18 protein-coding genes are annotated in these 21,642 nt (G+C 73.9%); 11 read left to right on the plus strand and 7 right to left on the minus strand.

Annotation, left to right across the window (positions count from 1 at the left end; genetic code table 11):
* The first annotated feature begins 1 nt into the window (after window position 1).
* The 10 genes from ABT123_RS33035 (at window position 2) to ABT123_RS33080 (ending at window position 13,880) form a co-directional block, all read left to right on the plus strand.
* Window positions 2–922: a carbohydrate ABC transporter permease gene (locus tag ABT123_RS33035; protein WP_351321486.1), complete on the plus strand. Its 921-nt coding sequence runs from the start codon at window positions 2–4 to the stop codon at window positions 920–922.
* Between the two features lie 5 nt (window positions 923–927).
* Complete coding sequence (locus ABT123_RS33040) at window positions 928–2,193, plus strand: 6-phospho-beta-glucosidase (RefSeq protein ID WP_351321489.1); 1,266 nt, start codon at window positions 928–930, stop codon at window positions 2,191–2,193.
* Window positions 2,184–3,197 (plus strand): N-acetylglucosamine kinase, encoded by a 1,014-nt coding sequence (locus tag ABT123_RS33045; protein ID WP_351321491.1) that lies wholly within the window; start codon window positions 2,184–2,186, stop codon window positions 3,195–3,197. The genes ABT123_RS33040 and ABT123_RS33045 overlap by 10 nt, the downstream gene beginning before the upstream one ends.
* Window positions 3,198–3,390: 193 nt before the next feature.
* Window positions 3,391–4,794, plus strand: coding sequence for a GlnX family signal transduction membrane protein (locus ABT123_RS33050; protein WP_502971129.1), 1,404 nt, complete (start codon window positions 3,391–3,393; stop codon window positions 4,792–4,794).
* A 124-nt stretch (window positions 4,795–4,918) separates the two neighbouring features.
* Window positions 4,919–5,857 (plus strand): glutamate ABC transporter substrate-binding protein, encoded by a 939-nt coding sequence (locus tag ABT123_RS33055; protein WP_351321536.1) that lies wholly within the window; start codon window positions 4,919–4,921, stop codon window positions 5,855–5,857.
* 26 nt (window positions 5,858–5,883) lie between these two features.
* Window positions 5,884–7,119: a coiled-coil domain-containing protein gene (locus ABT123_RS33060; protein WP_351321537.1), complete on the plus strand. Its 1,236-nt coding sequence runs from the start codon at window positions 5,884–5,886 to the stop codon at window positions 7,117–7,119.
* The gene (locus ABT123_RS33065; RefSeq protein ID WP_351321493.1) at window positions 7,116–9,992 is read left to right on the plus strand and encodes a serine/threonine-protein kinase; all 2,877 of its coding nucleotides are present in this window, start codon (window positions 7,116–7,118) and stop codon (window positions 9,990–9,992) included. The genes ABT123_RS33060 and ABT123_RS33065 overlap by 4 nt, the downstream gene beginning before the upstream one ends.
* 3 nt (window positions 9,993–9,995) lie before the next feature.
* The gene (locus ABT123_RS33070; protein WP_351321495.1) at window positions 9,996–11,558 is read left to right on the plus strand and encodes a PP2C family protein-serine/threonine phosphatase; all 1,563 of its coding nucleotides are present in this window, start codon (window positions 9,996–9,998) and stop codon (window positions 11,556–11,558) included.
* Between the two features lie 18 nt (window positions 11,559–11,576).
* Window positions 11,577–12,899 (plus strand): vWA domain-containing protein, encoded by a 1,323-nt coding sequence (locus tag ABT123_RS33075; RefSeq protein ID WP_351321497.1) that lies wholly within the window; start codon window positions 11,577–11,579, stop codon window positions 12,897–12,899.
* Between the two features lie 42 nt (window positions 12,900–12,941).
* On the plus strand, window positions 12,942–13,880 hold the full coding sequence (locus ABT123_RS33080; RefSeq protein WP_351321499.1) for an FHA domain-containing protein: 939 nt from the start codon (window positions 12,942–12,944) through the stop codon (window positions 13,878–13,880).
* 15 nt (window positions 13,881–13,895) lie between these two features.
* Here ABT123_RS33080 and ABT123_RS33085 read toward each other — a convergent pair whose 3' ends face one another.
* Complete coding sequence (locus tag ABT123_RS33085) at window positions 13,896–14,873, minus strand: methyltransferase domain-containing protein (RefSeq protein ID WP_351321501.1); 978 nt, start codon at window positions 14,871–14,873, stop codon at window positions 13,896–13,898.
* Between the two features lie 85 nt (window positions 14,874–14,958).
* On the opposite strand from ABT123_RS33085, the gene ABT123_RS33090 reads away from it, so the two are divergent.
* Window positions 14,959–15,363, plus strand: coding sequence for a globin (locus tag ABT123_RS33090; RefSeq protein ID WP_351321503.1), 405 nt, complete (start codon window positions 14,959–14,961; stop codon window positions 15,361–15,363).
* 39 nt (window positions 15,364–15,402) lie between these two features.
* On the opposite strand, the gene ABT123_RS33095 is transcribed toward ABT123_RS33090, so the two are convergent.
* From ABT123_RS33095 to ABT123_RS33120, 6 genes are all read right to left on the minus strand, one after another.
* Window positions 15,403–16,104 (minus strand): DUF8010 domain-containing protein, encoded by a 702-nt coding sequence (locus ABT123_RS33095; RefSeq protein WP_351321505.1) that lies wholly within the window; start codon window positions 16,102–16,104, stop codon window positions 15,403–15,405.
* Window positions 16,101–16,532 (minus strand): acyl-CoA thioesterase, encoded by a 432-nt coding sequence (locus tag ABT123_RS33100; protein ID WP_351321507.1) that lies wholly within the window; start codon window positions 16,530–16,532, stop codon window positions 16,101–16,103. Before ABT123_RS33100 ends, ABT123_RS33095 begins: the two co-directional genes overlap by 4 nt.
* Window positions 16,533–16,534: 2 nt before the next feature.
* On the minus strand, window positions 16,535–18,199 hold the full coding sequence (gene ettA / locus ABT123_RS33105) for an energy-dependent translational throttle protein EttA (RefSeq protein ID WP_351321509.1): 1,665 nt from the start codon (window positions 18,197–18,199) through the stop codon (window positions 16,535–16,537).
* A gap of 95 nt (window positions 18,200–18,294) precedes the next feature.
* Entirely contained in the window at window positions 18,295–19,800 is a 1,506-nt protein-coding gene (locus ABT123_RS33110; RefSeq protein ID WP_351321511.1) for a bifunctional phosphatase PAP2/diacylglycerol kinase family protein, read from the minus strand.
* 63 nt (window positions 19,801–19,863) lie between these two features.
* The gene (locus ABT123_RS33115) at window positions 19,864–21,021 is read right to left on the minus strand and encodes a TQXA domain-containing protein (protein WP_351321513.1); all 1,158 of its coding nucleotides are present in this window, start codon (window positions 21,019–21,021) and stop codon (window positions 19,864–19,866) included.
* A gap of 173 nt (window positions 21,022–21,194) precedes the next feature.
* Window positions 21,195–21,596, minus strand: coding sequence for a single-stranded DNA-binding protein (locus tag ABT123_RS33120; protein ID WP_351321516.1), 402 nt, complete (start codon window positions 21,594–21,596; stop codon window positions 21,195–21,197).
* Window positions 21,597–21,642: the final 46 nt, after the last annotated feature.

Consider the following 21,642-nt stretch of genomic DNA (forward strand, 5'->3'; position numbering starts at 1 on the left):
CATGGCCCAGGTAGTGGAGCGGAAGCCCAGGAAGAACAGCGCCGGGACGGTCCCCGCCGGCACCGCGGATTCCGCCCGCACGGTGCGCGCCGCGCGCCGCAGGGCGGTGCTGCACTGGATCGCCGTGCACTCCCTGGGGGTGGCCGCCGCCCTGTTCTTCGTCCTGCCCTTCGTCTTCGTCCTGCTGACCTCTCTGATGACCGATCAGCAGGCCCTCACCCGGGACCTGGTGCCGCGCACCTGGGAGTGGGAGAACTACACGAAGGTGTGGGACACCCCGGGCTTCCTGACCTGGTGGCGCAACACCCTGCTGTACGCCGGGCTGGGCACCCTGCTGACGGTGGTGTCCTCCATCCCGGTGGCATACGCGCTCGCCCGGTTCCGGTTCCGCGGGCGTCGGCTGTCACTGCTGCTGGTGATCGCCATGATGATGCTGCCGCCGCAGGTCGTGGTGATCCCGATGTACCTGTTCTGGGCCAAGCAGCTGGACCTGTCGGGCACCCTGTGGCCGCTGATCATCCCGCTGGCCTTCGGGGACGCCTTCTCCATCTTCCTGCTGCGGCAGTTCCTGCTGACCATCCCGGAGGAATACCTGGACGCGGCCCGGATCGACGGCTGCGGCGAGCTCCGCGCCCTGCTGCGCGTGGTCCTGCCGATGGCGAAACCGGCCATCGCGGCGGTCGCGCTGTTCCAGTTCTTCTGCCTCTGGAACGACTACTTCGGCCCACAGATCTACGCCTCAGACAACCCCGCCGCCTGGACCCTCAGCTACGGCCTGGAGTCCTTCAAGGGCGCCCACCACACCAACTGGAACCTCACCATGGCCGCCACCGTGCTGGTCATGGCCCCGGTGATCGTCCTCTTCTTCTTCGCCCAGAAGGCGTTCGTGGAAGGCGTCACCCTGACCGGAGTGAAAGGCTAGACACGATGAAACTCGCAGTGGTGGGCGGCGGTTCCACCTACACCCCCGAGCTGATCGACGGCTTCGCACGGCTCCGCGACACCCTGCCCGTCTCCGAGCTCGTGCTCGTCGACCCGGACGCCGAACGGCTGGCACTGGTCGGCGGGCTGGCCCGGCGGATCTTCGCCCGGCAGGGGCACCCGGGGACCGTCACCACCACCTCCGACCCGGACGCCGGGGTCGCGGACGCCGACGCCGTGCTGCTCCAGCTGCGGGTGGGCGGGCAGGCGGCCCGGCAGCAGGACGAGACCTGGCCGCTGGAGTGCGGCTGCGTGGGGCAGGAGACCACCGGCGCGGGCGGGCTGGCCAAGGCGCTGCGCACGGTGCCGGTGGTGCTGGACATCGCCGAGCGGGTCCGGCGGGCCAACCCGGACGCCTGGATCATCGACTTCACCAATCCGGTCGGCATCGTCACCCGGGCCCTGCTGCAGGCCGGCCACAAGGCGATCGGCCTGTGCAACGTGGCCATCGGCCTCCAGCGGAAGTTCGCCCGGCTGCTCGGGGTGTCCCCCGCCGAACTGCACCTGGACCACGTCGGGCTGAACCACCTGACCTGGGAGCGGGGGGTGCGCCGGGGCGGCCCGGAGGGCGAGGACCTGCTGCCGGGCCTGCTGGCCGCCCACGGCGAGGCGATCGCCGCCGACCTGCGCCTGCCGCGGGCCGTGCTGGACCGGCTCGGCGTCGTCCCCTCGTACTACCTGCGGTACTTCTACGCGCACGACGAGGTGGTCCGCGAGCTCGGAACCAAGCCCTCGCGGGCCGCCGAGGTCGCCGCGATGGAGCGGCAGCTGCTGGAGATGTACGGCGATCCGGCGCTGGACGAGAAGCCGGAACTGCTGGCCAAGCGGGGCGGGGCCTTCTACTCGGAGGCGGCCGTCGACCTGGCGGCGGCCCTGCTCGGGGACGGCGGCTCCCCGGTGCAGGTGGTGAACACGCTCAACCGGGGCACCCTGCCGTTCCTCGCGGACGACGCGGTGATCGAGGTGCAGGCGCGGGTCGGGCGGGACGGTCCGGTGCCGCTGGCCGGTCCGGCCCTGGACCCGCTGTACGCCGGACTGGTCGCGCAGGTGTCGGCGTACGAGGACCTGGCGCTGGACGCGGCCCTGCGCGGCGGGCGCGACCGGGTGTTCCGGGCGCTGCTGGCGCACCCGCTGGTGGGCCAGTACGACCGGGCCGAGGGCCTCACGGACCGGCTGCTCGCGCACAACAAGGAGCACCTGGCATGGGCCTGACCGGCGGGGTGGAGCGGCCCGCCGTGCTCGCGGTGGACGCGGGCAACAGCAAGACGGATGCGGCGCTGATCGGCGCCGACGGCTCGGTGCTGGGCACCGGGCGGGCGGGGGGCTTCCAGCCGCCCGTGGTGGGGGTGGAGGCGGCGGTGGACGTGCTGGCCGAGGCGGTCGCGGAGGCGGTGGACGCGGCCGGCCGGTCCGGACCCCCGTACGCGGACCATGTCTCGGCCTGCCTGGCCAATGCCGACCTGCCGGTGGAGGAGGCCGCGCTGGCGGACGCGCTGCGGCGGCGCGGCTGGGGCGGGACCACCGCGGTCCACAACGACACCTTCGCGGTGCTGCGGGCCGGGCTCCCGCCGGGCGCGGCACCCCGCGGGGTGGCCGTGGTCTGCGGAGCCGGGGTCAACTGCGCGGGTCTGCTGCCGGACGGGCGGACCGCCCGGTTCGCCGCGCTGGGCCCCCTGTCCGGGGACTGGGGCGGCGGGGGCGGGCTGGCCAGGGAGGCGCTGTGGTACGCCGCCCGGGCCGAGGACGGCCGCGGGGAGCCGACCGCGCTGGCGGCGGCGCTGCCCGCACATTTCGGCCGGTCTTCGATGGCGGAGCTGATCGAGGCCCTGCACCTGGGCGGGCTGCCGGCCGGGCGGATCCACGAACTGGTGCCGGTGCTGTTCGCGGTGGCCGCCGCCGGGGATCCGGTGGCGCAGTCGCTGGTGCACCGGCAGGCCGACGAGATCGTGGCGATGGCGGCGGTGGCCCTGGGCCGGCTGGACCTGCTCGGTGAGGAGGTGCCGGTGGTGCTGGGCGGCAGTGTGGTGGCCGCCCGGCATCCGCAGCTCAACGACCGGATCGCGGCGCGGCTGGCCGAACGGGCCCCGCGCGCGCGGATCTCCGTGGTGCTGTCCCCGCCGGTGCTCGGTGCGGCCCTGCTGGGGCTGGACGCGCTCGGTGCGCCGCCCGGCGCACAGGCGAAACTCCGCACCCATTTCCCCGCCTGCGTGGGGTGAACCGGCCTCCTTCCCGGGGCAGGAGGGGAACCGTGGCGGTCCTGCGCACGTATTGACGGTGAAGACGACAACAGGACCACAGCAAGCCATGGCAGGGGCGAATCATCCAAGATCCGCCACCTGGTGCTGTGCGCGGCCGTCCGTACGGCCATACTGCTGCGACGACAGCAGTCCACGACCAGGGGGAGGTCAGGTGGCCACGACCACCAGCGCGCCCGCGCCGGAGGGCGGCACAGCCGTGCCCGCCGCTCCTCCGCCGCGGCGCCGCACCGCATGGGCGGAGGGCGTGGAGCAGCTCCGCGGCGCCGCGACCACCGAGCCCGGGCGGCTGCGGATCATCGGCGCCGTACTGGCCCTGCTGGTGGTGGTCTTCGGTGCAGTGACGGCCTGGCAGATCACCGACCGCAGTGCCGCCGCGGACGATGTGGTGCACCGCAGCCAGCCGCTGAGCGCGGACGCCGCCAGCATCTACCGCTCCCTCGCCGACGCCGACACCACCTCGGCCGGCGGGTTCCTGGCCGGCGGGCAGGAGCCGCGGGCGGTCCGCGAGCGGTACGAGAAGGACATCGCCAACGCCTCCCGGCTGCTGGTGAAGGCAGCCGCGCACACCGGCGCCAGCGCCGAGTCCCGGCGGGAGATCGCCCTGCTGGGCGAGCAGCTGCCGCGCTACACCGGGCTGATCGAGCAGGCCCGGGCCACCAACCGGCAGGGCCTGCCGCTCGGCGGCGCCTATCTGCGGTACGCCAACGAGCAGATGAGCAGCCTGCTGCTGCCCGCCGCCCAGCGGCTGTACGAGGCGGAGACCCGCCGGCTGTACGCGGACCACGACGCGGCCCGGTCCTGGCCGCTGGCCTCGCTCGGCACCGGTGTGCTGGTGATCGCGGCCCTGGTGTGGGCACAGCGGCGCAACTACCGGCACACCAACCGGGTGTTCAACCACGGGCTGCTGGCCGCGACGGCGGCCACCACGGTGGTGCTGCTGTGGCTGGCGCTGGGGCACACCATGGCCCGCTCCGGGCTGGACGAGGCCCGGGCGCACGGCCAGGAGTCGCTGAAGGTGCTCAACGACGCCCGGATCGCCTCGCTGCAGGCGCGGGCCAACGAGAACCTGACCCTGGTCTCGCGGGGCGCCGTACTGGCCGAGGACGGCAAGTCCGACAAGTACGACGTGGACTACGCGCGGAACATGAAGGATCTGGACGCGGGCCTGACGGCCGCCCTGCGGCTGGCCGACGACGGGCAGGGCCGGACCCCGGTCGAGCAGGCCTCGGACGGGGTGAAGCAGTGGCAGCAGCGGCATGCGGCGGCCCGCGAGAGCGATCTGAAGGGCGATTACGAGCTCGCCCAGCCCCAGGTCATCGGCGGCCTCGACAAGAACGGGGTGTCCTGGGACAAGACGAGCAGCGGGGCCTCCTTCGACACGGTGGACGCCGTCCTGGAGCAGGCGGTGGCCCATGAGCAGCGGGAGTTCACCGAGGCGGCCGGGGGCGGCCTGGCCGCGCTGGGCGGACTGGTGACGGGCGCGGCGGCCCTGGCGGCCGTGGGTGCGGCGGCGGCGCTGCTCGGTATCGGGCGCAGGCTTTCGGAGTACAGGTGAGATGCGGATGCGCATGAGGCGGTACGGGAGCGGCAGCGCCGAAGGCGGCGGGAGCGAGGGCGGGACGGGCGCGGCCCCGGCCCGGCGCCGGAACCGGCTGCGCGGCTGGGGCGGGGTGACGGCGATGGCCGGGGCCTGCGCCGTGACGGCCGTGGCCGTGCTGCTGCCGCTGGCCCACGGCGCCCCGGGCACCGGTGGCCCGCCCGCCGGGCAGGGGGCCCGGGTGCCCGTCGTGTCCCCGGCGCTGCCGGGCGCGGACACCTGCCGGGACCCGGAGGCGAGCCTGCGCCCCAACGGCCTGGACGGTGCGGCCATCCAGCGGATCAAGGCGGCCGGGAAGCTGGTCGCCGGCGTGGACCAGAACAGCTTCCGGTGGGGGTACCGGGATCCGGCCACCGGCCAGCTGACCGGCTTCGACATCGACCTGGTGCGGGCCATCGCCAAGGACCTCCTCGGCGACCCCGACGCGGTGATCTACCGGGCCATTCCCACCAGCCAGCGCATCCCGGCCCTCAAGGAGGGCCGCGTCGACATCGTCGTGCGCACCATGACCATCAACTGCAAGCGGCTGGAGGAGGTCGCCTTCTCCACCGCGTACTTCGAGGCCGGGCAGCAGGTGCTGGCCCCGCGGAAGTCGGGTATCACCGGGTACGACGCCAGCCTCAAGGGCCGGCGGATCTGCACCGCCGCCGGGTCCACGGCGGAGGCGGCACTGAAGAACGAGTCGTACGGCTCGGTGCCGGTGAGCGTGCCCAACCAGCTGGACTGCCTGGTGCGCCTGCAGCTCGGCGAGGTCGACGGGATCGTCACCGACAACGCGCTCGCGGCGGGGCAGGCCGCGCAGGACCCGTCGGTGGAACTGGTGGGCACCCCGTTCACCAAGGAGTTCTACGGGGTGGCGATGAACAAGGACGCCTCCGACCTGGTGCGGCGCGTCAACAAAGTGCTGGAGAACTACCGGGCGGGCGGCGGGAGCAGTCCCTGGATGACATCGTACGAGCGGCACCTGAAGGATGATCTGCGGGGCATCGGAGCACCGCCGGCACCGAAGTACCGGGACTGAACCGGGTGACCGGAACGGAGGCGGTGATGGACCGGGACGAGGTCGACCGTGCACTGGCACGGCTGGCCGCGGAGCACGAGGCCGTGGAGACCTCGCTGCTGGCGCTCCAGGACCACGCCGGGCGGCGGCTCCTGGAGGGGGCCGAGCTGACCGGCCTGACCAAGGAGCGCTGGGCGGCGGCGGACGCGTCGATCACCCGGCTGTGGACGTATTTCGACGCCTACAGCGGGGCGCTGGCGGCTGCCCGGGAGATCCGGGAGCGGCGCCGCTGGCCGGGCCGTGAGGAACTCGCCGAGCTCACCGAGCGACTGCGCGGCCCGGGGGTGTTCATCGCGGGCGGCACGGTGGCCAGCGACCGGCTCGCGGAGCGGCTGTCGCTGGCGGAGCTGGTGGCCCGGATGAACGAGCTGTACGCGAGCTCGCTGGACGTGGTGGTGGCGGCCGACGCGGTGTGGTCGGCGCTGCCCGCCCGGATCGACCTGCTCGCCGCGGAACTGCACCGGACCCGTTCGCTGGCCCACTCGGTGGGCGTGCGGCCGGGTGAGCACCCCTCGGGCGACGACCTCGAGGAGATCACCGTCGAGCTGACCGCGCTGCGCGCCGAGGTGATCGCCGACCCGCTGGCGTTCTGGACGCCCACCCCGGGCAGTTCGGCGCCGGGCGGGGGCCGTCCGGACACCGCCCGGTACGACCGGGCGGCCCTCGCGCTGGAGGACGTACGGCGGGAGGTCGAGGCCGTCCTGGACGTACGGCAGGACGCGGAGGCGCGGCTGATCGCCCTGCGGGACGTGCTCTCCCGGGCGGACCGGACCCTGGCGGAGGCGCGGACGGCACGCGGCGAGGTGCTGGCGAAGATCGCCGCCTCGGAGGTCCCGGCGGTCAGCGGCCCGCCCACCGCCCTGCAGGAGCAGCTGGCGGCAGCCGCCGAGCACCGCCGGAACGCCCGGTGGCACCGGCTGTCCCCGCTGCTGGAATCGCTGGAGGAACGGGCCGAGGACGAACTGCGACGGGCCCGCGAGTCGTTGACGGCGGTGACAGCGCCGCTGGCGGTACGGGCGGAGCTGCGCGGCCGGCTGGATGCGTACCGGGCGAAGGTGGCCCGGCACGGGATGGCGGAGGACCCGCTGCTGACCGAACGGTACGACGCGGCACGACGGATGCTGTGGAGCGCGCCCTGCGACCTGCGGGTGGCCGAGCAGGCCGTACTGCGCTACCAGCAGGCGGCGGCCGAGGCCCTGATGCCGAGAAAGGACACGACATGAGCCTGGCCGGGACACCGTGCCGGCGCCCCGACTGCCCCGGGGCGTACGAAGACATGGGCGGCGGGGAGCTGTACTGCGACACCTGCGGGCTGGCGCCGGAGGCGGCGGCCTCGGAGCTGGTGTCGCCGCCGACCGGGATGACGAGGGGTGCGGCGCCGGATTCGGGGCCGGCGGGTTCGGCAGGTTCGGCTTCCTCCTCGCGGTCGTCTTCGCGGTCCTCCCGTTCCTCGCGGTCCGCCTCCTCGCGGCGGTCGGTGTCGGGGCGGCTGTCGCGTGCGCTGTCCGGGACCGGGTCCACCCGGTCGGTGTCGGTGCGCAGCTCGGGCTCCGCGGTCTCCGCCTCCGGGCGGAACCGGCTGGGGGCCGGGCTGGTGGCCGTACCGGACGTCCCGCGTCCGGATCCCTCGACGGCGGTGCTGGAGAACCCGGAGGTCCCGGAGCGGAAGCGGTTCTGCTCGCGCTCGGACTGCGGGGCTCCGGTGGGGCGTTCGCGCGGCGACCTGCCGGGCCGGACGGAGGGCTTCTGCACCAAGTGCGGCCACCCGTACTCCTTCGTGCCGAAGCTGCGCGGCGGCGACGTCGTGCACGGCCAGTACGAGGTGGCGGGCTGCCTGGCGCACGGCGGCCTGGGCTGGGTGTATCTCGCGGTCGACCGGGCCGTGTCGGACCGGTGGGTGGTGCTGAAGGGCCTGCTGGACACCGGGGACCAGGACGCCATGGCGGCGGCGATCTCGGAGCGGCGGTTCCTCGCGGAGATCGAGCACTCCAACATCGTGCGGATCTACAACTTCGTGGAGCACCTGGACCAGCGGACCGGTTCGCTGGACGGGTACATAGTCATGGAGTACGTGGGCGGCAAATCGCTGAAGGAGATCGCGAACGAGCGGCGGCGGGAGGACGGGCGGCGGGATCCGCTGCCGGTGGAACAGGCCTGCGCGTACGGCATCGAGGCGCTGGAGGCGCTGGGGCACCTGCACAGCCGCAACCTGCTGTACTGCGACTTCAAGGTGGACAACGCGATCCAGCAGGCCGATCAGCTGAAGCTGATCGACATGGGCGCGGTGCGGCGGATGGACGACGAGGAGTCGGCCATCTACGGCACGGTCGGCTACCAGGCGCCGGAGGTGGCGGAGGCCGGGCCGTCGGTGGCCTCCGACCTGTACACGGTGGCCCGCACGCTCGCGGTCCTCACCTTCGACTTCCAGGGCTACACGAACGTGTTCGTGGACTCCCTGCCGGACCCGGAGCACATCGAGGTGTTCCGGCGGTACGAGTCCTTCTACCGGCTGCTGGTCCGGGCCACCGACCCGGACCCGGACCGGCGGTTCGCCTCCGCGCAGGAGATGGCGGACCAGCTGACCGGCGTGCTGCGCGAGGTCGTCGCCCTCCAGAGCGGCCGGCCGCGCCCGCACCTGTCCACCCTCTTCGGCCCCGAGCTCCGGGTCCCGGACACCCTGCTGTTCGCGGACGCCCCGAACCGCACGGTGTCCCACCTGGGCCTCCGCCCCCTGTCCAGCCGCGGCCGGCGAGCCCGCACCCCGGGCCACGCCCTGCCGGCCGGTATGCCGGCCGGCGGGGTGTCGGTCCCGGCCGTGACCGGCCCGGCCGGTGCTGCAGCAGCGCCGCAGGGCGGGTGGCCGGGCACCGGAAGCCACGGCCTGCCGACACCCGCCGGCGCGGTTCCGCCGCAGGCGGGACCGTGGGCCGGTACCCCGGCCAACGGTCCCGGGGCTGCCGGGCCGGGCTCGGGCTCCGGGCCGGCAGGCCATGGCCTGGCCGCCGGTACGCCGGCCGGCGGGGTGGCGGTGGCCGGGATCGGGACGACTGTCACGCATGTGGCGGGCGGGCCGGTGCCGGCCACTGCGCCGGCAACGGCACCCGCACCGGCCACGCCCGCCGGGCCCGCACGGGTGCCCGCGCCGCGCCCGGCCGAGGCCGGCCCCGCCTGGCTCACCGCGCTGGACCCGCGGACCACCGCACTCGCGCTGCCCGTACCGCTGGTGGACTCCGCCGACCCCAACGCCGGGTTCCTCGCCGGCCTGCTGGCCTCCGCCCCCGCCGACCTGCTCGGCGCGCTCGGCTCCGCGCCCGCCGACTCCGCCGAGCTGCGGCTCCGCGAGCTGCGGGCCCGGCTGGAGCTCGGTGAACCGGCCGCGGCCGGCCCGGCCCTGGCCGAGCTGGAGGCCCGGCACCCGGACGACTGGCGGGTGGTCTGGGCGCGCGGCATCGCCTCGCTGGCCACCGGCGACAACGAGGCCGCGGCGGTGTCCTTCGACGCGGTCTACGACGCCTTCCCGGGCGAGCCCGCCCCCAAGCTGGCGCTCGGGCTCTGCGCGGAGATCCTGGGCCAGCTGGACAATGCCGCCGAGTACTACCGGCTGGTCTGGATCACCGACCCCGGCTTCGTCAGCGCCGCGTTCGGGCTGGCCCGGGTGCAGCTGGCCGCCGGGGACCGGGCCGGGGCGGTGGGCACGCTGGAATCCGTACCGGAGTCCTCGATCCACTACACCGCCGCACGGATCGCGGCGGTACGGGCACGTCTGCGCGAACGGTCCCCGGCCGACCCGCTGTTGGCCGACCTGTCGGCCGCTGCCGGGCAGGTCGAGGGGCTGCAGCGGTTCGGCCTGAGCCCCGAACGGCACGAGCAGCTGACGACCGAGGTTCTGGGCTCGGCCCTGGACTGGGTACTGTCGGGTAGCCGGGGTGCGGACCCCGGCCGGACCTCGCTGCTCGGCAGTCAACTCGACGAGCGGGGGCTGCGCTTCGGCCTGGAACGCTCCTACCGCGTCCTGGCCCGGCTGGCGCAGCGGGGCGAGGAGCGGATCGAACTGGTGGAACGGGCAAACCGTTTCCGTCCCCGGACGTGGGTGTGAGTGATGGAGCGGATGCAACAGCCGTCGGGCTGCCCCAGCTGCGCGGAACCGCTGGAGGAGGGTGACCTCTTCTGTGGCCGCTGCGGACACGACCTGTCCTCGCCGCCACCACCGCAGGTCGACCGCCCCACCCTGGCCGTGTCCGCGCCGCCCGCGGCGGTGCCGGCTCCGGCCCCGGCGCCGGAGGGCTACGGTCCGTCGGCAGCCACGTCCGCCGGGTACGGTCCGGCGGGCGCCTACGGGACGGCCGAGGCCGCACAGCCACAAGCACAGTCGCAGGCACAGGCACAGGCTCCGGTGCCCGACCCCGGCCCGCCCGCGCCCGGTTGGGGCAGCGTGGCCGGTGCCGCGCCGACCCTGGTCGGCGACCCGGCCGGCTGGGCCGAGCACCGCCCCACCCGCTACGACGGACCGGCCGGGGACCCGTACGGTGCCGCCGCGCAGCACAGCACCCCGGGCGGACCCGGACCGTACGGCGGCGGAGCCGTCCCCGGCCCGCAGGAACCCCAGGACCCGTACGCCGGGCACCCCGACGCACCCGAGGCCCCCGCGGCGCCCGCCCCGGCCCCCGCACCCGCCCCGGCGCAGGCACCTGCCCCCGCCCCGGCATCCGCGCCCGCGCCCGCCCCCGCCGGCGGCAAGACCTGCGTGGCCTGCCGGGCCGGCCGGGTCGACACCGACGGCTACTGCGAGAACTGCGGGCACGCCCAGCCCCGCGAGCGGGACCACGTCGAGGAGGAGCTCGGCAGCGTCGCCGCCGTCAGCGACCGCGGCCTGCGGCACCACCGCAACGAGGACTCCTTCGCGGTCTCCGCGACCGCACTGCCCGACGGATCCGCCGCCACCATCGCGATCGTCTGCGACGGGGTCTCCTCCGCCAGCCGCCCCGACGACGCCTCCGCCGCCGCGGCAGCCGCCGCCAACGAGGCCCTGCTGGACGCCCTCCCGCGCGGCGCCCACCCCCAGGAGGCCATGCACTCGGCCATCCTGGCCGCGGCGAACGCCGTCAACGCGCTGGCCCCGGAGGTGCCCGGCGCCCAGAACGCGCCCGCCTGCACCCTGGTCGGCTCCGTGGTCAGCGGTGGCCTGCTGACCGTCGGCTGGGTGGGCGACAGCCGGGCCTACTGGGTGCCCGACGACCGCGCCGCGCTCGCCCACCGGCTGACCGAGGACGACTCCTGGGCCGCCCAGATGGTCGCCGCCGGCCTGATGGGCGAGGCCGAGGCCTATGCCGACGTACGCGCCCACGCCATCACCGGCTGGCTCGGCGCCGACGCGTACGAACTGGAACCGCACACCAAGACCTTCCGGCCGGACCACCCGGGCGTGGTGATCGTGTGCACCGACGGGCTGTGGAACTACGCCGAATCGGCCGCCGAGATGGCCGCCGTGGTGCCCGTGGACGCCTCCTCGCGTCCGCTGCACAGCGCGCAGGTGCTGGTCGGGCATGCCCTCGACGGCGGCGGTCACGACAACGTGACCGTGGCGGTGGTCCCGTTCGCGGTGCCGCCGGCCGAGCAGTTCACCGAGCCCGAGCCCCCGTCCGCCATCACCCCGCAGGCCTGATCCGCAAGGAGAACGTTTGTGGCGAACTTCGCCAAGCCGAGCGCCCCTCGTTTCACCGCCGAGGTGTACCAGAACGAGTTCCTGCCCGCGGGCGGGCGGGACGTGCACGCCATCGTGACCGTCACCGCCACCGGCGGGGCCACCGCCACCCAGGTGGCGCTGCCCGGCTCCGCCGCCGTGGTGATCATGGTCGACTGCTCGGGGTCCATGCAGTACCCGCCGGCCAAAATGGAGGGCGCCCGGCAGGCCACCGCCGTGGCCGTGGACGCCCTCCGCGACGGCACCGCCTTCGCGGTCGTCGCCGGCACCCACGTGGCCAAGGAGGTCTACCCCGGCCAGGGCCGCCTCGCGGTCGCCGACCCGGTCACCCGCGCCCAGGCCAAGGAGGCCCTGCGGCACCTGGAGCCCGGCGGCGGCACCGCCATCGGCACCTGGCTGAGGCTCGCCGACGGACTGTTCCGGAGCAGTGCCGCCACGATCCGGCACGGCATCCTGCTCACCGACGGCCGCAACGAGCACGAGGAACCGGAGCGGCTGCGCGCCACCCTGGAGGCCTGTGCCGGCCGGTTCACCTGCGATGCCCGCGGGGTCGGCACCGACTGGGAGGTGAAGGAGGTGACCGGGATCGCCGGCGCACTGCTGGGCACCGCCGACATCGTCGCCGACCCTGCCCACCTCGCCGAGGACTTCCGCCTGATGATGGAGAAGGCCATGGGCAAGGAGGTGGCGGACGTCGCCCTGCGCCTGTGGACCCCGGCCGGCGCGGAGATCCAGTACGTCAAACAGGTCGCCCCCACCGTCCTCGACCTGACGGACCGGCGCACCGAGGCCGGCCCGCGGGCGGGCGATTATCCGACCGGCTCCTGGGGCGACGAGTTCCGCGAGTACCACGTGTGCGTCCGGGTCCCGCAGGCCGCCGTCGGCCAGGAGATGCTGGCCGCGCGGGTCTCGCTGGTGCTGCCCGATCCGTCCGGCCAGGCGCCCTCCGTACTGGCTCAGGGACTGGTCCGGGCCGTCTGGACGGACGATCTGGCCGCGTCCACCGCGCTCAACCCGCAGGTGGCCCACTACACCGGTCAGGCCGAGCTGGCGCAGGTCATCCAGCAGGGGCTGGAAGCCCGCAAACTGGGTGATATCGGTGGTGCCACGGCCAAGCTGGGTCGTGCCGTACAACTGGCAAGTGCATCCGGGAACGAAGACACTGCCAAACTGCTGGCGAAGGTGGTCGACGTCGTGGACGCCGCTGCCGGTACTGTGCGGCTGAAGGCAAAGGTCGCGGATGCGGATGAGATGACCCTCGAAACGCGTTCCACCCAGACCGTACGAGTGAAGAAGACCTGACAAGGACCTGCCGTGTGGGGCGGGGAGAAGGGGGACGGGGCCATGCCGACCTGCCCGAACGGGCACCAATCGGTCTCCGACGACTGGTGCGAGGTCTGCGGCCACCGCATGGCCGCCCCCGCGGGCGCGCCCGCGGCGCCCTCCTACGGATACGGCTACCCGCCGGTCGGCGCGGACTCGACCGCCCAGGCCGAACTCTGCCCGCTGTGTCGGACCCCGCGCGAGTCCATGGCCCAGTTCTGCGAGGAGTGCGCGTACAACTTCCTGACCGACAGCCCCACTTCGTACGCTCCCCCGGCACCGGCACCGGCACAGGCACCGGGCCCGGCCGCCGCGACGTACGGCCAGGACCCGTACGGCTACCAGGGCTCCCGGCCCTCCCAGGTCAACAGGCCGGCCGAGCCGCTGGCCGGCGGGGACGACTGGCTGCTCCCGCCGCCCTCCCAGCAGGCCCAGCAGGCCCCGCCGGCCCCGCCCGCACAGCAGCACTACCAGCAGCAGCCGCCGGTGCGGCAGGAGCAGCAGCACCACGGGCAGCCGGGGTTCCCCGGCCAGGCCGGCCACGCCCCCCAGGGCGGCTCCTGGACCGCCACCATCGGCCCGGACCGCTCGTACTTCATGGCGATGATGCAGCGCAGCGGCCCCGAGGCGGCCGGCCTCAACCTGCCCGCCTACTCGCCGGAGCAGCACCTTCCGCTGTCCGGCGGTCAGATCACCATCGGCCGCCGCCGCGCCTCCACCGGTGAATCCCCGGACATCGACCTGTCGGTGCCGCCGGAGGACCCGGGCGTCTCGCACCAGCACGCCGTCCTGGTCCAGCAGCCCGACGGCAGCTGGGCGGTGGTGGACCAGAACTCCACCAACGGCACCACCATCAACGGCGGCGAGGAGCCCATCCAGCCGTATGTGCCGGTCCCGCTGACCGACGGCGACCGGGTCCACGTCGGCGCCTGGACCACCATCACCGTCCGCCGCGGCTGACCGGCGCCCGCCCGCTCAGCCGTCCCCCAGGGGCCACACGTACGGCCCCTGGGGATCGTCGAGCCAGGACCACTGGCCGGCGCCGCTGACCGTCACCCCGAACCGCTCCCGGGCGGGCCGCCCCTCCGTGCGCCACAGGTCCAGCGCCTCCCGCGGGTGCAGTACCCCCGCCGTAAGCAGCAGCATGAACTGGAAGCGCTCGTTCTCCAGCAGTTCGTACGGCAACCCGGCCACGATCTCCGGCGGCGCGGCCTCGGCTCCGCGCAGCGGCACGAAGTACGCCGAGGTGTGCAGGAAGCCGCCCTCGGCGAAGTGGGCGTCCCGGACCCGCAGCGCGATCAGCCCGGTGGACAGCGGCGCCAGGATCCGCGCTCCCGGCCGGCACTGGCCCAGCCAGGCGGGCGGGATCTGCGGCAGGGTGCAGGTCACGATGATCCGGTCGAAGGGCGCGCGGGCCGGTGCCCCGCGCGCGCCGTCGCCGGTGATCACGGCGGGGTGGTAGCCGAGCCGGTCCAGATGCCGCCGCGCGGACTCGGTGATCTCCTCGTCCAGGTCCACGGTGGTGACCTGTGCGTCGCCGAGCCGGTGGCAGAGCAGGGCGGCGTTGTAGCCGGTGCCGGAGCCGATCTCCAGCACCCGGTCCCCGTCCCGGACCTGGAGGGCGTCCAGCATCTTGGCCATCAGCGAGGGCTGGCTGCTGGAGGAGACCAGCCGGCCGTCCCGCAGCCGGGTCGCCAGCGGGGTGTCCGCGTACACCCCGCGCAGCCAGCGGGCCCGCTGGGCCGGGTCGGGGTCCTCGCACCACAGCCGCTCGTGCCCGGCGCCGCGGCCGGTGAAGAAGTACGGAACGAACAGGTGCCGGGGCACGGCGGCGAAGGCCGCCCGCCAGGCCGGATCGGAGAGCACCCCGGCCGCGGTCAGCTCCCGCAGTTGCGCGGCGTGCGCAAGCTCCGGCTCCACACTGTGCTCGGCATGCACCTGGTGGGCGCCCATGCCTCCACTCTCCTGCGCCCGGGCCGGGGATGCGAGCGGTCCTAGGACCCGGGTCCTCCGTCCGGGCGTCTGAGACCATGGGCGGGTGAATGAGATTCCGCGAGGCACGCTTCAGGAGCAGACCTTTTACGAGCAGGTGGGCGGCGAGGAGACCTTCCGCCGCCTGGTGCGTCGTTTCTACCAGGGGGTCGCGGAAGACCCGTTGCTGCGTCCGATGTACCCGGAGGAGGATCTCGGTCCGGCCGAGGAGCGGTTCGCGCTGTTCCTGATGCAGTACTGGGGAGGCCCGACCACCTACAGCAACCACCGCGGCCACCCGCGGCTGCGGATGCGGCACGCGCCGTTCCAGGTGGACCAGGCCGCGCACGACGCGTGGCTGCGGCACATGCGGGTCGCGGTGGACGAGCTGGAGCTGGCCCCGGAGCACGAGGCGCAGCTGTGGAAGTACCTGACGTACGCGGCTGCGTCGATGATCAACACGGCCGGTTAGGAAGCCGGGCGGGGGCTGGGCGCGGGGCGGGGCGGGGGCTCAGACGGGGCGGACCTGAAGGGCGCCCAGGCCGCCGCCCGGCCGCCGGGTGGCGACGGACCCGTACGGGGTGCGCAGGCGCAGCCAGCTCCCGGAGGCCAGCAGCGCCACCGGGGAGGGGGCGTCGGGCGCGGGGGCCGGGGCCGGCACGGTGAGCCGTATCGGCCGCAGGAAACCCAGGGACTGTGCGGCGTGCACGGCGCGCAGCGGCAGCTCGGTGTCGCCCAGGGTCCGGGACCAGATCTCGCGGCCGATGCGGTCCCGCTCGGCGCGGGTGCGGTGCTGGGCGGGCAGGGCCTCGTCGCGGGCCCGGAACTCGGCGACGGCGGCGGCCAGGGCCTGGCGTATCGCCTCGGGGGCCGGCAGTCCCGGTACTTCCCGCCAGCCGCCGCGGGGCGGCAGCACACCGGCCCAGGGCGGCCCGGTGACGGCGGCGGGCACCACGGCGGTGCCGGCGGACTCGTCCACCGACTCCAGCAGCTCGCCGGCGGACACCGTGAGGTCCAGCGCGGCGGGCTCGGCCAGCCGGGCGGTGCGGATGGCCAGCACCTCGAAGGAGGGCGGCCGGCCGAACACGGCGACCGCGCCGCCGCCCGCCTGAAGGCGGACCGCGGCGGCGCGGTCGTAGTGCACGAGCCGGCCCAGGAAGGCGGCGAGATCCGCCGCCTCCCCGGAATCGGCGAAGCGCAGCCGGTCGGTCATGCGGCGCGCGCCGGTCCGGCCGAATCGTCGACGTACTTCTCGAGGAAGAAGCGCTCCTCCTCGGTGATCCGCCGAGGCCGCTGGGTCTCGAGGTCGAACGGCACGACGACGGTGGACGCCCGCACGTACACGGTGTCCTCGTCCTTGACCTCGTAGGCGATGGTCAGCGAGGCCGCGCCTATCTTCGTCACCCACGACTCGATGGTGACGGGGTCATGCCGGTGCACGAGCGGGTACTTGTAGTCGATCTCGTGACGGGCCACGACGGACCCGCCCTGGAACGACTGGGAGCCGTTGCCCGGCGCCAGCCGGAACATGAAGTCGATGCGGGCCTCCTCCAGGTAGCGGAGGAAGACCACATTGTTGACGTGCCCGAAGGCGTCCATGTCCGACCAGCGCATCGGGCAGCGGTAGATATGACGGGCCACGCTCAGCCTCGCGTCAGCTTCTTGTACGTGGCACGGTGCGGACGCGTGGCGTCCGGGCCGAGCCGCTCGACCTTGTTCTTCTCGTAGGACTCGAAGTTGCCCTCGAACCAGAACCACTTCGACTCGCCCTCGTACGCCAGGATGTGCGTGGCGACTCGGTCCAGGAACCAGCGGTCGTGGGAGACGACCACGGCCGCACCGGGGAACTCCAGCAGCGCGTTCTCCAGCGAGGACAGGGTCTCGACGTCGAGGTCGTTGGTGGGCTCGTCGAGGAGCAGCAGGTTGCCGCCCTGCTTGAGGGTGAGCGCCAGGTTCAGGCGGTTGCGCTCACCACCGGAGAGCACCCCGGCCGGCTTCTGCTGGTCCGGACCCTTGAAGCCGAACGCGGACACGTACGCCCGCGAGGGCATCTCGACCTGGCCGACGTTGATGTAGTCCAGCTCGTCCGACACGACCGCCCAGAGGGTCTTCTTGGGGTCGATGTTGGCGCGGCCCTGGTCCACGTAACTGATCTTGACGGTCTCGCCGACCTTGATCTCGCCGGAGTCCGGCTTCTCCAGGCCCTGGATCATCTTGAACAGCGTGGTCTTGCCGGCGCCGTTCGGGCCGATGATGCCGACGATGCCGTTGCGCGGCAGCGTGAAGGACAGGTCGTCGATGAGGACCTTGTCACCGAAGGCCTTGGAGAGGTTGGTGACCTCGACCACGATCGAGCCCAGACGCGGGCCCGGCGGGATCTGGATCTCCTCGAAGTCCAGCTTCCGCATCTTGTCGGCCTCGGCTGCCATCTCCTCGTAGCGAGCGAGACGGGCCTTGGACTTGGCCTGACGGCCCTTGGCGTTGGAGCGGACCCACTCCAGCTCTTCCTTGAGGCGCTTGGCGCGCTTCTCGTCCTTCTTGCCCTCGACCTTGAGGCGCTCGGCCTTCTTCTCCAGGTAGGTGGAGTAGTTGCCCTCGTAGGGGTGGGCGCGACCGCGGTCGAGCTCCAGGATCCACTCGGCGACGTTGTCCAGGAAGTACCGGTCGTGGGTGACGGCCACGACGGCGCCCTTGTACTGGGCCAGGTGCTGCTCCAGCCAGTTCACCGACTCGGCGTCGAGGTGGTTGGTGGGCTCGTCGAGGAGCAGCAGGTCGGGGGCCTCCAGCAGGAGCTTGCAGAGGGCCACGCGGCGCTTCTCACCACCGGAGAGGTTGGTGACCGGCCAGTCGCCGGGCGGGCAGCCCAGAGCGTCCATGGCCTGCTCCAGCTGGGCGTCGAGGTCCCACGCGTTGGCGTGGTCCAGGTCGTCCTGGAGCTTGCCCATCTCCTCCATCAGCTCGTCGGTGTAGTTCGTCGCCATTTCCTCGGCGATCGCGTTGAACCGGTTGAGCTTGCCCTTGATCTCGCCGACACCGTCCTCGACGTTCTCCAGGACGGTCTTGGACTCGTCGAGCTTGGGCTCCTGCATGAGGATGCCGACGGAGTACCCGGGAGACAGGTACGCCTCGCCGTTGGACGGCTGCTCGATGCCCGCCATGATCTTGAGAACGGTGGACTTGCCGGCGCCGTTCGGGCCGACCACACCGATCTTCGCGCCGGGCAGGAAGTTCAGGAAGACGTCGTCAAGGATCACCTTGTCGCCGTGCGCCTTGCGCGTCTTGCGCATGGTGTAGATGAACTCAGCCAAGAGAAACCGTCCGGCAGATCGATGGTGGGCAGATACACCCCATAGTGCCGTACGTCCATCCCGTGACGGAAACCCGTCCACCGGCGGGCAGGGGGTCAGCGGGGGCGGTAGACGGTCAGGGCGGCGGGGAGCTTGTCCAGGACACAGGCCGTGGGAGCGCGGCCGTACTCCCCGTCGTAGGCCACCGGGGTGCCCTCCGGGATGTCCGCGAGGTGGAGGGTGTGCAGGCGGGTCGCGACATGTACCGGGGAGCGGGTCAGTGGGCCGGTCAGGGCGGCGGCGAGGAGGCGGATGCCGGGGTGGCCGCCGCCGTGGACCAGGCGTACGTCGAGCTCGGACTCGGCCAGGCTGAGCCGGCGGCGGGGGGTGGGGCCGGTGCCGTGGTAGGTGCCGTTGCCGGCGAAGAGCAGCCAGACTGAGCGGGCCCGGCCGGCCAGCCGCAGCCGGACCGGGTGCTGCGAGCGAAGTACCTGCACGGTGGCCAGCAGGGCGGCGGGGCCGCCGCCGATCCGCGGGGCCCAGCGCAGCCGGCGGCCCAGCAGCTCCGGGTAGGCGCCGAGGCTGAAGGTGTTCAGGAAGTACCCGGGCCCGGCGGAGCCGTCCGGTCCCGGGGTGAACCGGCCGACCCCCACCCGGACGGCATGGCCGTCGGCCACGGCCCGGCAGGTGTCCTCGGGCCCGGTGAGCCCGAGGTCCTGGGCGAAGTGGTTCAGCGTCCCCCCGGGGAAGACGGCCAGCGGCACCCCGGCCCGCAGCGCGGCGGTGGCCGCCGCATTGACGGTGCCGTCGCCCCCGCAGACGCCGAGCGCAACGGACCGGGCCGCAGCATCCGCCAGGACCTCGGGCAGCTCCTCGCCCGCGCACTCGACCAGCTCGGCGGCCGGCAGCTGCGCGGCGAGCAGGTCCAGTACGGCCGGGTCCGCCGTACCGGATCCGGTGTTGACGACGACGGTGAGCCCGGCGCCGTCGGGCAGTGCCGGGGCCGGGGCCGGGCTTTCGTCACCCGGGGTGATCCGCGCCTGCTCCGCCTCGGCCGCGAGGCGCCGTACGACCAGCCCCGCCCCGACCCCGAGCGCCGCCCCGGCGAGCACATCCGTCGGGTAGTGCACCCCGGTGTAGACCCGGGAGAAGGCCACGGACACGGCCAGCGGAGCGATCACCGCACCCCAGCCGGGCGCGGCCGGGGCCAGGCCGGTGAGGAAGGCGAAGGCGGAGGCGGAGTGCCCGGACGGGAAGGAGGTGGTCCACGGCTGCCGAGCCGGCTGCCGGACCGCCGGCACCGCGTCGATCAGCGGCCGGGCCCGCCGTACGGACCATTTGCCGACCGTGTTGACCGTGGCCGAGGCCAGCGCCAGCGAAGCGGCCCCGCGCAGGGCGGCCCGCCGGGCCCTGGCGGACCCGAACACCACCAGCCCCGCGGCGACCCCGCCCCACAGCAGCCCGTGGTCCGCAGCCCTGCTCAGCCGCGGCAGCACCCGGTCGCCCCCCGGCCAGTGCCGCCGCGCCACGGCGTCGAAGAGGCCCCGGTCCCACCGCGCCACAACGCCCCGCCAGGTCACCGGCCCGCCATGGGTTCCCGCCACTCGCGCGTCCTGTTCCATCCCGGTCACCTACCCGCCGCCCCTCACCGGGACCCCCTCCGTCGCCCCTCCTCCCCCGTCCGGCTACTCCTCTTCGTCCAGTGGCCGCTTGCGCAGCAGCAGGACCACCATCCCGCCGAGGACCACCAGGCCGACCGCCAGGGAGGCGATCACCGGGGTGGCCGCGGAGCTGCCGCTGGCCGCCAGGCGGTCCTCAGTCTCCTTCTCGTCCGCCATCGCCGCGGTGACCGGCACCCCGACCACCGCACCCGGGGCACTTGGGGCACCCGGCCCGCCCTGCGCGGCCAGGTTCCCGGGCGCGGGCGCCGGCCAGACCGCGCCGGCCCCCGCGGTGGCCGCGGAGTCGCTGGAGCCCGCCACGATCTGGGCCTGGCTGTGCTCGCCGCTGGTGAAGACCCGTCCGACCGGGACCTTGGTGGCCCCCTGGACCGTCACCGACGCGGTGCCGTCGGGGGTGCCCGCGGGCACCTCGAAGTACAGCCGGGTGCCGTTGACCGCGGTCGTGACCGGCCGGCCCTCGGCGTCCAGCACCCGCACCCCCATCCGCTCCGCCGCCGGGTCCGGGGTGACCGTCACGCTCTGCGCGCGGGTGTGGACGGTGACCGGGCCGAGCCGGCTGCCCGCCGCCCCCGACACCTCGGCGGGCTGCAGGCTCAGCGAGGCGGGCGGCTCCGGGAGCCGCCGGGACTCCCGCTGGAGGTAGTCGGCCAGCTTCTCCGCCGCCGGGTCGGCCGCCTCCACGCTCGCCCCGTCGGTGAGCCGCCAGATCGCCACCTGTGTGCCGGCCGCCGCGCTCTCCGCGGTGAGCGCTCCGGCACCGGCCGCCTTGGCGAGCCCGGCGAGGTCGTTCAACTGGGGGTAGGAGTGCTCCAGCACCCAGCGGATCCGGCCGGCCTCGCCGTTTCCGCCGAGCGGGCTGCCGCTCCACGGTGTCTCGGTGTACCGCTCCTCGGGCGGGGCGAAGCCGGTCAGCCCCACCCCGTAGGTCTGGAGCATTCCGCCGCCGTCGACCCGCATCTCGTACAGCCCGGCCGGAACGTGCCGGACCGCCCCGTCCGTGCCGCGCAGCAGCGCCTGCCCGTAGGTCTTCAGCCCGTCGAGCACGGCGCTCGCGCCTTCCGGCGGCCGGGACCCCGGCCGCTCGGCCTCGGCTGCGGTCGCCGCACCCGGCGCGGCGGCGAGGGCGGCGGCCAGCAGGGCAACGGCCAGCGGTCTGCGCACCCCGCCCCCGCCCCCACCCCCAGCGGTGGAACCGGAACGATCGGTGGAATCGGTAGAACCGGAATGAACGGTGGAAGCGGAATGAGCGGGAACGGCAATAGACACAGTCTTCCCCTTCGGGCCAAAGACCCTGGTGCCCGTGAGTACCGGGGAATCCTAGCGGGCTCGAACACCTAGACCACCGCCGCCTTCTGAGATCCCGTCAGTATCGACTCGACTTTGACGACCCGGCGGAACGCGGCGGTGCCGCGCGTGAGGTCGTGCCCGACGGCCACCGCATCGATGTCCGCCGAAAACCACTTCCGGCCCTCCCGCTCCTCGTCCCGCACCCGCAGCCGTCCGTGCACCACAAGCGGTTCGCCGACCGCCACAGAACCCATCAGGTTGGCGGCCAGCGCGCGCCGCGCCCACACCGTGTAGAAACTGGTCGGCCCGTCCGTCCAGGCCTGGGTCTGCCGGTCCCGGAACCGCGGCGTCACGGCGAAGCGGAATCTCGCCGTTGGCCCGTTCGGCGTCTCCCGGTAGTCAATCTGCGTCGCCACGTGCCCCACCAGTGTCACCAGGGTCTCGTTCATCCCGGTCGTCCCTCCCCCGTGCTTGCGGGCCGCACGGCCACGGCAC

Source organism: Streptomyces sp. NPDC002054 (assembly GCF_040296685.1).
GTDB lineage: Bacteria > Actinomycetota > Actinomycetes > Streptomycetales > Streptomycetaceae > Streptomyces.

Excerpts from the sequence above, each read along its gene's own strand:
- ABT123_RS33035 (WP_351321486.1), top strand. The coding sequence starts at position 2 with ATGGCCCAGGTAGTGGAGCGGAAGCCCAGGAAGAACAGCGCCGGGACG.
- ABT123_RS33040 (WP_351321489.1), top strand. The coding sequence starts at position 928 with ATGAAACTCGCAGTGGTGGGCGGCGGTTCCACCTACACCCCCGAGCTG.
- ABT123_RS33045 (WP_351321491.1), top strand. The coding sequence starts at position 2,184 with ATGGGCCTGACCGGCGGGGTGGAGCGGCCCGCCGTGCTCGCGGTGGAC.
- ABT123_RS33055 (WP_351321536.1), top strand. The coding sequence starts at position 4,919 with ATGGCCGGGGCCTGCGCCGTGACGGCCGTGGCCGTGCTGCTGCCGCTG.
- ABT123_RS33060 (WP_351321537.1), top strand. The coding sequence starts at position 5,884 with ATGGACCGGGACGAGGTCGACCGTGCACTGGCACGGCTGGCCGCGGAG.
- ABT123_RS33065 (WP_351321493.1), top strand. The coding sequence starts at position 7,116 with ATGAGCCTGGCCGGGACACCGTGCCGGCGCCCCGACTGCCCCGGGGCG.
- ABT123_RS33070 (WP_351321495.1), top strand. The coding sequence starts at position 9,996 with ATGGAGCGGATGCAACAGCCGTCGGGCTGCCCCAGCTGCGCGGAACCG.
- ABT123_RS33080 (WP_351321499.1), top strand. The coding sequence starts at position 12,942 with ATGCCGACCTGCCCGAACGGGCACCAATCGGTCTCCGACGACTGGTGC.
- ABT123_RS33085 (WP_351321501.1), bottom strand. The coding sequence starts at position 14,873 with ATGGGCGCCCACCAGGTGCATGCCGAGCACAGTGTGGAGCCGGAGCTT.
- ABT123_RS33095 (WP_351321505.1), bottom strand. The coding sequence starts at position 16,104 with ATGACCGACCGGCTGCGCTTCGCCGATTCCGGGGAGGCGGCGGATCTC.
- ABT123_RS33110 (WP_351321511.1), bottom strand. The coding sequence starts at position 19,800 with ATGGAACAGGACGCGCGAGTGGCGGGAACCCATGGCGGGCCGGTGACC.
- ABT123_RS33120 (WP_351321516.1), bottom strand. The coding sequence starts at position 21,596 with ATGAACGAGACCCTGGTGACACTGGTGGGGCACGTGGCGACGCAGATT.